This is a genomic window from Neisseria sp. P0001.S005 (genome assembly GCF_051963715.1).
The window spans coordinates 1-394 of the sequence record NZ_JBQCTZ010000703.1; the positions used below are offsets into that span (position 1 = coordinate 1).

Sequence of the window (394 nt, forward strand, 5' to 3'; positions counted from 1 at the left end):
AAAAAATAAAACAGACAAAGGAGAAAGCCATGCAATTGTTTTTAGACAATCTCAAAGCCTTTTTCGAAACCATCAGCGGCTGGGTCTGGGGACCTATTATGTTGATGCTGCTGGTCGGTACGGGCATTTTGCTGACCGTTTTGCTGAAAGGCTTGCAGTTCACCATGTTGGGTTATGCGCTGAAGCAGGCGTTTGTGCCGTCAAAGAAGCATGAAGACGGCGAAGACCACGAAGGCGATATTTCCCATTTCGCGGCGTTGATGACCGCGCTATCCGCCACCATCGGCACGGGTAACATCGCCGGTGTGGCGACTGCGGTGGTAACCGGCGGCCCGGGCGCGGTATTTTGGATGTGGATGACCGCCATTTTCGGTATGGCCACCAAATACGGCGA

The 394-nt window shown here is 52.8% G+C and carries 1 protein-coding gene; it reads left to right on the top strand.

The annotated features are described in order from the left end of the window. Positions 1 to 29: 29 nt before the first annotated feature. Positions 30 to 394, top strand: a 365-nt coding sequence (locus ACTHSP_RS22465) for an alanine:cation symporter family protein (protein ID WP_440347066.1), incomplete at its 3' end; no start/stop codon positions are given.